The organism is Hydrogenophaga sp., assembly GCF_041633695.1.
In the GTDB taxonomy this organism is placed as follows: Bacteria; Pseudomonadota; Gammaproteobacteria; order Burkholderiales; family Burkholderiaceae_C; genus Hydrogenophaga.
This window is the reverse complement of record NZ_JBFJMY010000233.1, coordinates 1-6622: the sequence shown is the minus strand read 5'-3', so window position 1 is coordinate 6622 and position 6622 is coordinate 1. Positions and strand designations below refer to the sequence as shown.

The 6622-nt window shown below is 66.1% G+C and carries 8 protein-coding genes; 5 read left to right on the top strand and 3 right to left on the bottom strand.

Translation table 11 applies throughout. The annotated features are described in order from the left end of the window. Both ABYB95_RS14405 and ABYB95_RS14400 read right to left on the bottom strand, forming a co-directional pair. The coding region (locus tag ABYB95_RS14405; protein WP_372659259.1) for a tRNA-dihydrouridine synthase at positions 1-480 on the bottom strand (480 nt) is incomplete at its 3' end. A gap of 21 nt (positions 481-501) precedes the next feature. Continuing rightward, on the bottom strand, positions 502-1317 hold the full coding sequence (locus tag ABYB95_RS14400) for a mechanosensitive ion channel family protein (protein WP_372659258.1): 816 nt from the start codon (positions 1315-1317) through the stop codon (positions 502-504). A gap of 339 nt (positions 1318-1656) precedes the next feature. Between ABYB95_RS14400 and ABYB95_RS14395 the strand changes: the two genes are divergently transcribed. The 5 genes from ABYB95_RS14395 to bktB all read left to right on the top strand — a co-directional run bounded on the left by ABYB95_RS14395 (position 1657) and on the right by bktB (position 5990). Next, positions 1657-2181, top strand: coding sequence for a FecR domain-containing protein (locus tag ABYB95_RS14395; protein ID WP_372659257.1), 525 nt, complete (start codon positions 1657-1659; stop codon positions 2179-2181). Between the two features lie 39 nt (positions 2182-2220). Further along, positions 2221-2838: an OmpA family protein gene (locus ABYB95_RS14390; RefSeq protein ID WP_372659256.1), complete on the top strand. Its 618-nt coding sequence runs from the start codon at positions 2221-2223 to the stop codon at positions 2836-2838. A gap of 32 nt (positions 2839-2870) precedes the next feature. Continuing rightward, on the top strand, positions 2871-3521 hold the full coding sequence (locus tag ABYB95_RS14385) for an RluA family pseudouridine synthase (protein WP_372659255.1): 651 nt from the start codon (positions 2871-2873) through the stop codon (positions 3519-3521). Between the two features lie 120 nt (positions 3522-3641). After that, positions 3642-4421 (top strand): SDR family NAD(P)-dependent oxidoreductase, encoded by a 780-nt coding sequence (locus tag ABYB95_RS14380; protein WP_372659254.1) that lies wholly within the window; start codon positions 3642-3644, stop codon positions 4419-4421. Positions 4422-4805: 384 nt separating this feature from the next. After that, complete coding sequence (bktB, locus tag ABYB95_RS14375; RefSeq protein ID WP_372659253.1) at positions 4806-5990, top strand: beta-ketothiolase BktB; 1185 nt, start codon at positions 4806-4808, stop codon at positions 5988-5990. A gap of 64 nt (positions 5991-6054) precedes the next feature. Here bktB and ABYB95_RS14370 read toward each other — a convergent pair. Then, on the bottom strand, positions 6055-6622 hold a 568-nt coding region (locus tag ABYB95_RS14370; RefSeq protein WP_372659252.1), incomplete at its 5' end, for a 2OG-Fe dioxygenase family protein.

The window sequence follows — 6622 nt, the reverse complement described above, 5'->3', positions numbered from 1 at the left end:
GCTGTCGGCCATCGCCTGCGCGCACTCTTCGGCGCGCCGGTCGTCATTGAAACCCAGCCGCATCTTGGCCGACACCGGCATGGCCGCTGGCACGGCGCGCCGCACCGCTGCCACGATGCGGGCGATCAGCTCGGGCTCGTCCAGCAGCACCGCCCCGCCCCGGCTCTGGTTCACCGTTTTGGCCGGACAACCGAAATTGAGATCGATGCCGTGCGGCCCCAAGCTGGCCAGCCGCGCGGCGTTCTCGGCGAGACAAACCGGATCAGAGCCCAGCAGCTGCGCGCGCACCGGTACACCGGCGCGGGTGTAGCCGCCATTGAGCAGCTCGGGCACGACGCGCACAAAGGCGCGTTCGGGCAACAAGGTGGTGGTGATGCGGATGAACTCGCTCACGCAACGGTCGATACCGCCGGTGCGGGTGAGCACGTCGCGCAGGGTCGCGTCGAGCAAACCTTCCATGGGCGCGAGCAGCAGTTTCATCGGATGGCGTCTCTGAGGATGTCAGTGGGCGGCGTTGATCAGGTGCACGTCGCGTTGCGGGAACGGAATGCTCAGCCCCACCTCGTCGAAGGATTTTTTCACCTGCTCTTGCATGTGGAAAAACACCGGCCAGTAGTCGCCCGAAGCGGTCCACACCCGCACCGTGAAGTTGACCGAGCTGTCGGCCAGGGCGCCCACCACGATCAGCGGTGCGGGCTCTTGCAAGATGCGCTCGTCCGCCGCGATGATTTGCTGCAAGGTCTGGCGCGCCAGGTCGATGCTGCAGGTGTAGCTGATGCCGAACGTCATGTCTACGCGGCGGGTGGCCTGGGTCGAATAATTGATGATGTTGCCGTTGGCCACCGGCCCGTTGGGCATGAACACGGTCTTGTTGTCGGCCGTTTTCAGCACGGTATTGAGAATCTGGATCGACTGCACGGTGCCGATTTCACCCTGCATTTCCACCACATCCCCCACCTTGTAGGGTTTGAAAAGAATCAGCAGCACGCCGCCCGCAAAATTGGACAGGCTGCCCTGCAGCGCCAGACCAATGGCCAGGCCGGCCGCGCCCAGCACTGCGATAAACGAGGTGGTCGCAATGCCAACCATGCTCGCCACCGAAATCAGCAACAAGACCTTGAGCACCAGCCCGATGAGGCTTCTCAGAAACCGGCGCAAGGTCTCCTCCACGCCCAGGCGCTCCATGCGCGTGTCCAGCCGGCGCGCGATCCAGCCGGTGAGCCACAGCCCGACGAACAGCACCAGCAAGGCCAACAAGGCCTGGGTACCATAGGTGATGAGCATCTCGATGAGGTGTGGGGTGTTCAGTGCTTCCAATGGAGAATCCTTTGCAAAATGAGGGGGTTGAGCGCCCTTGGCGCGCCGGGGCGCATGGCGCACGCAGCGCCGCCTGGACGTGTGACGGGCTGGGCGGCAGACGCCCAGTACCGGATGCCTTGACAAGCGCAAGCCCGCAGAAACAGAGGGGGGTCGCTCGCCAGTTCGTCGCCTTTTTTACCAGTTCAGGCCCGATTTTGCACGTGCAAGGCCTTTGAAAACCTGCCACGAGACGCCTGGGCGGCGGGCCCGCCAACCGTTCTACCGCCCCTGTCTTGAGGCGTTTGGTCGCATCCAGTAGTATCCCAGAGCCCGCCGTCTTCCCCCAAAGAGATCTTTATGCGCCTGCTCCGTGTTCTTGCTTGCTCCTCGTGCCTGTTGCTGCTGGCACCCACACTGCGGGCGCAGACGACCACGCCGTCGCCATCCGTGACCGCCAGTTCCACCGTCAGCGCCGCTCCAGCGCCCGCACCCGGACAAGACAGCCGCGTAGGTACCTTCAAGCAGGTCGAGGGCGGGGTCTGGATCGGCAAAGTGGGCGACGTGCGCACGCCCAGCCCAGGCGCGCCTTTGCGCGTGGCCGACCGCATCATCACCAACGACACCGGTGCCGCAACGGTCACGCTCAAGGACGGCACGGTGCTGACCGTGGGCCCCAACAGCCAGATGGACCTGAGCCGCTTCCAGTTCGACAGCACCACCCAATCCGGCAACCTGTTGGTGGAACTGCTGCAAGGTTCGGTCCGGGTGGTCACGGGCCTCCTGGGCAAAATCAACCCCGATCTTTTCAAGGTGTCCACGCCCACGTCGGTGGTCGGCGTTCGCGGTACCGACTTCATCGTGGAAGCCCGGGCCGCCGACTGAGCACGCCCAAGCCCCATCCAACACACCAACGCCTGCCCCATGCGCATCCATTCCCGCCGAACCCCGTTCTTCTCCGCGACCGCGCTGTCGGCCTTGTTGGTGTGGATCTTGGCGGGCTGCGCGCCGGCCACACGCGTCACGCTATTGCCCCAGGCAGACGGGTCCAGCAGCGCCGTGGTGGTGGAAACCAGCCGGGGCTCGCAACTGATCAACCAGCCCTACCAGACCGCAGAGGTGAGCCGCCGAGGCACGCTCAGCACCGACCAGACCAGCGCGGAAAAAGTGCGTGAGCAATTCCCGCAGCTGCTGGCGCTGCAACCCCCGGCGCCGCAGCGCTTCACGCTGAACTTTGAACCCGGTACCTCCACCCTCACCAGCGAATCCACCGCCCAGCTTGAACGCGTGATCACAGACGCTCTGGCGCGCGCGGGTGGCGAGATCGTCGTCACCGGCCATACCGATCGCCAGGGCACGCTCGAATCGAACGACGCCCTGTCGCTGGAGCGCGCGCGCGCCGTGCGCGCCGTGTTGATCGAACGCGGCTTCGTGGCCGAGCGCATAGAGGCCGTGGGGCGCGGCGAGCGCGAGCCTCTGGTGCCCACCGCCGACGAAGTGGTGGAACCGCGCAACCGCCGCGCCGAAGTGCTGGTTCGCTGAACCCGGGTCATGGCCCGCGCCTGGCGGCACCCATGCTGCTGACACCCCTGTATGTGGACGAGCACCTGCTGGTGCTGAACAAACCGGCGGGCCTGTTGGCCGTGCCGGGACGTGGAGAACTCAAGCAGGATTGCCTGAGCGCGCGGGCTCAAGCCCAATGGCCCGATGCGCTGGTGGTCCACCGACTGGACATGGCCACGTCGGGCCTGGTGGTCATGGCGCGCGGCGCACCATCGCAGCGCCTGCTCAGCCAGGCCTTTGCGCAACGGCAGGTGCACAAGCGCTACCTCGCGGTGGTGGCCGGCCGTCTGCACAATCCGCTGCCCGATAACGGCTGGAACAGCATCGACCTGCCGTTGATCGTGGACTGGCCCAACCGGCCACGCAGCATCGTGCGCCACAGCGACGGCAAACCCAGCCAGACCCGCTGGCGGCTGGCCGAGATGGCCCCAACACCCGATGCCGCCAACACGCGGCTGGAGCTCGAACCCGTGACGGGCCGTTCGCACCAGCTGCGCGTGCACCTGCAGGCGATCGGCCACCCGATCTTGGGCGACGCGCTGTACGCCACGCCCGAACAGCAGGCCCAGGCGCCGCGTTTGCTGTTGCACGCGGCGGCGCTGCGGCTGCAACACCCTGCACACGGCACCTGGATGGAGTGGGACTGTCCCTGCCCGTTCTAGGGCCTGTTCACACTATTTTTCCAAGTGCGAAAGGGGTGAACACAGCGTGAACAGGCCCTGGGCCGGCGTCTTCCAAGCTTCGCTCGACGCGAGGTGCCTGACCGTCGCACAATGGCGGCCATGGCAACACCGCACACCCACCTCACCATCCTCACCGGCGCTTCGCGCGGCATGGGCTTGTCCATGGCGCAGCGCCTGCTGCACGCCGATCACCACCTGCTGTGCGTATCGCGCCAGCGCAACGACGAGCTGACGGCGCGGGCGCAGGCCAGCGGCGCACAACTCACCCAGTGGACACTGGATCTGAGCGATGCCACCACCGCTGCCGAACGCTTGGGTGCCTGGCTCGGCGCGCAAGCCACCGCATCCATTGCCAGCGTCACGCTCATCAACAACGCCGGCGTGATTCCGCCCATCGGCCCGCTGGGCACCTGCCCACCGCAGGAGCTGACCCGCGCCCTGCGTGTGGGACTGGAAGCACCCATGCTGCTCACGGGCGCATTTTTGCGCGCCACGCAAGCCTGGGTCGATGCGGGTTGGCGCGGTCCGCGCAAGGTGCTCAATATCTCGTCCGGCCTGGGCCGACACGCCATGGCAGCCCAGGCGCCCTACTGCGCCGCCAAGGCGGGTATGGACCACTTCACCCGCTGCTGCGCGCTCGAAGAAGCCCAACATGCGCACGGTGCGCAACTGGTGTCGCTGGCGCCCGGCGTGATCGACACCGACATGCAAAAGCAATTGCGTGCCGGCGATCCCGCCCTGTTTCCCGACCGCGAACGTTTTGTGTCGCTGCAGCAGCAGGGCCAGCTCACCTCGCCCGACGAAGCCGCCGAGCGCGTGCTGGCCTATTTGGCCCGCGCCGACTTTGGCAGCCACGCGGTGGCCGACGTCCGGGACTGAAGAGCCGTAAAAATCTTCGGCAGTCCGTACCGGGCCGCCTCAGGTGTCCTGCAACAGTTGGATCCAGGCCCGCACCAAGGGTGGATGCGCATCGGTGTCTGGCGGTGCCGCACGGGATCTTGCGCTCGGCTCTGCGGACTCCAGCGGCCGGTGCACTGGGTCTTCGAAGCCGGACAACTCTGGTGGACAAAGCTCGTGCGGCTCGCCGACATCGGGGCGGATCATGGGCATCCCCCCGTGCTTGGACGTGCCAGCGCGGCAATCCCTGTCACCCGCCCGACAAAGGCGGTGCACAAGCCCCGTGCCCGCCTGCGCCGGGTACCATGTGAGGCGATCCGGCCCACGGCATGGCGCCGGTCCGAACACCCCCAACAGGAGAACCGCATGAACCGAGAAGTCGTTGTCGTTGGTGCCACACGCACCGCTATTGGAACCTTTGGTGGCAGCCTCAAAGATGTGCCGCCCACCGAACTGGGTGCGCTGGTGGTGCGCGAATCCTTGCAGCGCGCGGGCGTCGATGGCAAAGATGTGGGCCATGTGGTGTTTGGCCACGTGGTCAACACCGAACCCAAAGACATGTACCTCTCGCGGGTGGCCGCCATCCAGGGCGGCTGTGGCGAGGGCACCCCGGCTTTCAACGTCAATCGTCTGTGTGGTTCTGGTCTGCAGGCCATTGTTTCCGCTTCACAAAGCATTCTTTTGGGTGACACTGATATAGCTATCGGCGCTGGCGCTGAAAACATGAGCCGCGCGCCTTTCGCCAGTTTGAACATGCGTTGGGGCGCCCGCATGGGCGATACGAAGATGGTGGACATGATGACGGGTGCCTTGCACGATCCGTTCCACGCCATCCACATGGGCGTCACCGCTGAAAACATCGCGGCCAAATGGGGCATCGGCCGCGAAGACCAGGACAAGCTCGCGGTGGAAAGCCACAACCGGGCCCAGCGCGCGACCGAAGAAGGCCGCTTCAAGACGCAAATCGTCCCGGTCCTGCTCAAAACCCGCAAGGGCGAAGTGGCCTACGCCACGGACGAACACTTCCGGCCCAACTGCGGCCTGGAAGAACTGGCCAAGCTCAAACCCGTGTTCCAAAAAGAGAACGGCACCGTGACCGCTGGCAATGCCTCGGGCATCAACGACGCCGCCGCCGCCGTGGTGCTGATGGAAGCCGGCGCCGCCAAGGCCCGTGGTCTGGCCCCCATGGCGCGTCTGGTGGCGTACGCGCACGCGGGCGTGGACCCGAAATACATGGGCATAGGTCCAGTGCCCGCCACGCAGCTGGCGCTGAAACGCGCCGGCCTGCGCGTGCAGGACCTGGATGTGATCGAGGCCAACGAAGCCTTTGCCGCCCAGGCCTGTGCCGTATCGCGCGATCTGGATCTGGACCCGGCCAAGGTCAACCCCAACGGCTCGGGCATTTCGCTCGGCCACCCGATCGGTGCCACCGGTGCGCTGATCACCGTCAAGGCTTTGTACGAGTTGCAGCGGATCCAGGGACGTTATGCCCTGGTGACCATGTGCATCGGTGGCGGTCAGGGCATTGCCGCGATCTTCGAACGCCTGTAACACTCGGGCGGCAAGCAGCGCCGGATAGCACCGGCGCTGCGCACAACGCCGTTCAGAAGACCGCTTAACTTTCGCCCTGAAAGCCACCCGCGCGGTAGGTCAGCACCAGGGTGTCGCGCCAGCCCAGGCCTTGCGCATCCAGCGGCTGGATGGGCGTGCTTTCGTGGATCACGCGTTCGTCGTCCAGCAGCAGCAACGACCAGGGCTCGTGCAGCGTGAAGCGCTGGCCACTGGGACCGCGCGCTTCAAACACCCGGCTCTCGCCGCCCTTGATGGCGTGCCGCCCCACCATGAACACGGCCACCAGATCCACACCGTCGCGGTGCGCGCCCTCGGGCGTGGGCCGGCCAATGCCATCGGTGGTGTCGATCCGGAACTGGTGCGCCTCCACAAACCAGGGCTGCGCGCCCCGCAGCGCCGATACGGCTTCGCCCAAAGCCAGCAACAGCGCCGACCACACCGGCTGCGCCACCGTTGCATCCGCCATCGGCGCAAACCAGCGCTGCATGCCGCCGTGCAAGGCGTTGTATTCCAGGGGCTGCCAGTGGGCACGGTGTGGCACCGCCTCCACCCGCTGCCCGTTCACCACAAAGCAGCTGTGCCGCCGGCGCCGGTAGCGTCCGCCGTCCTTC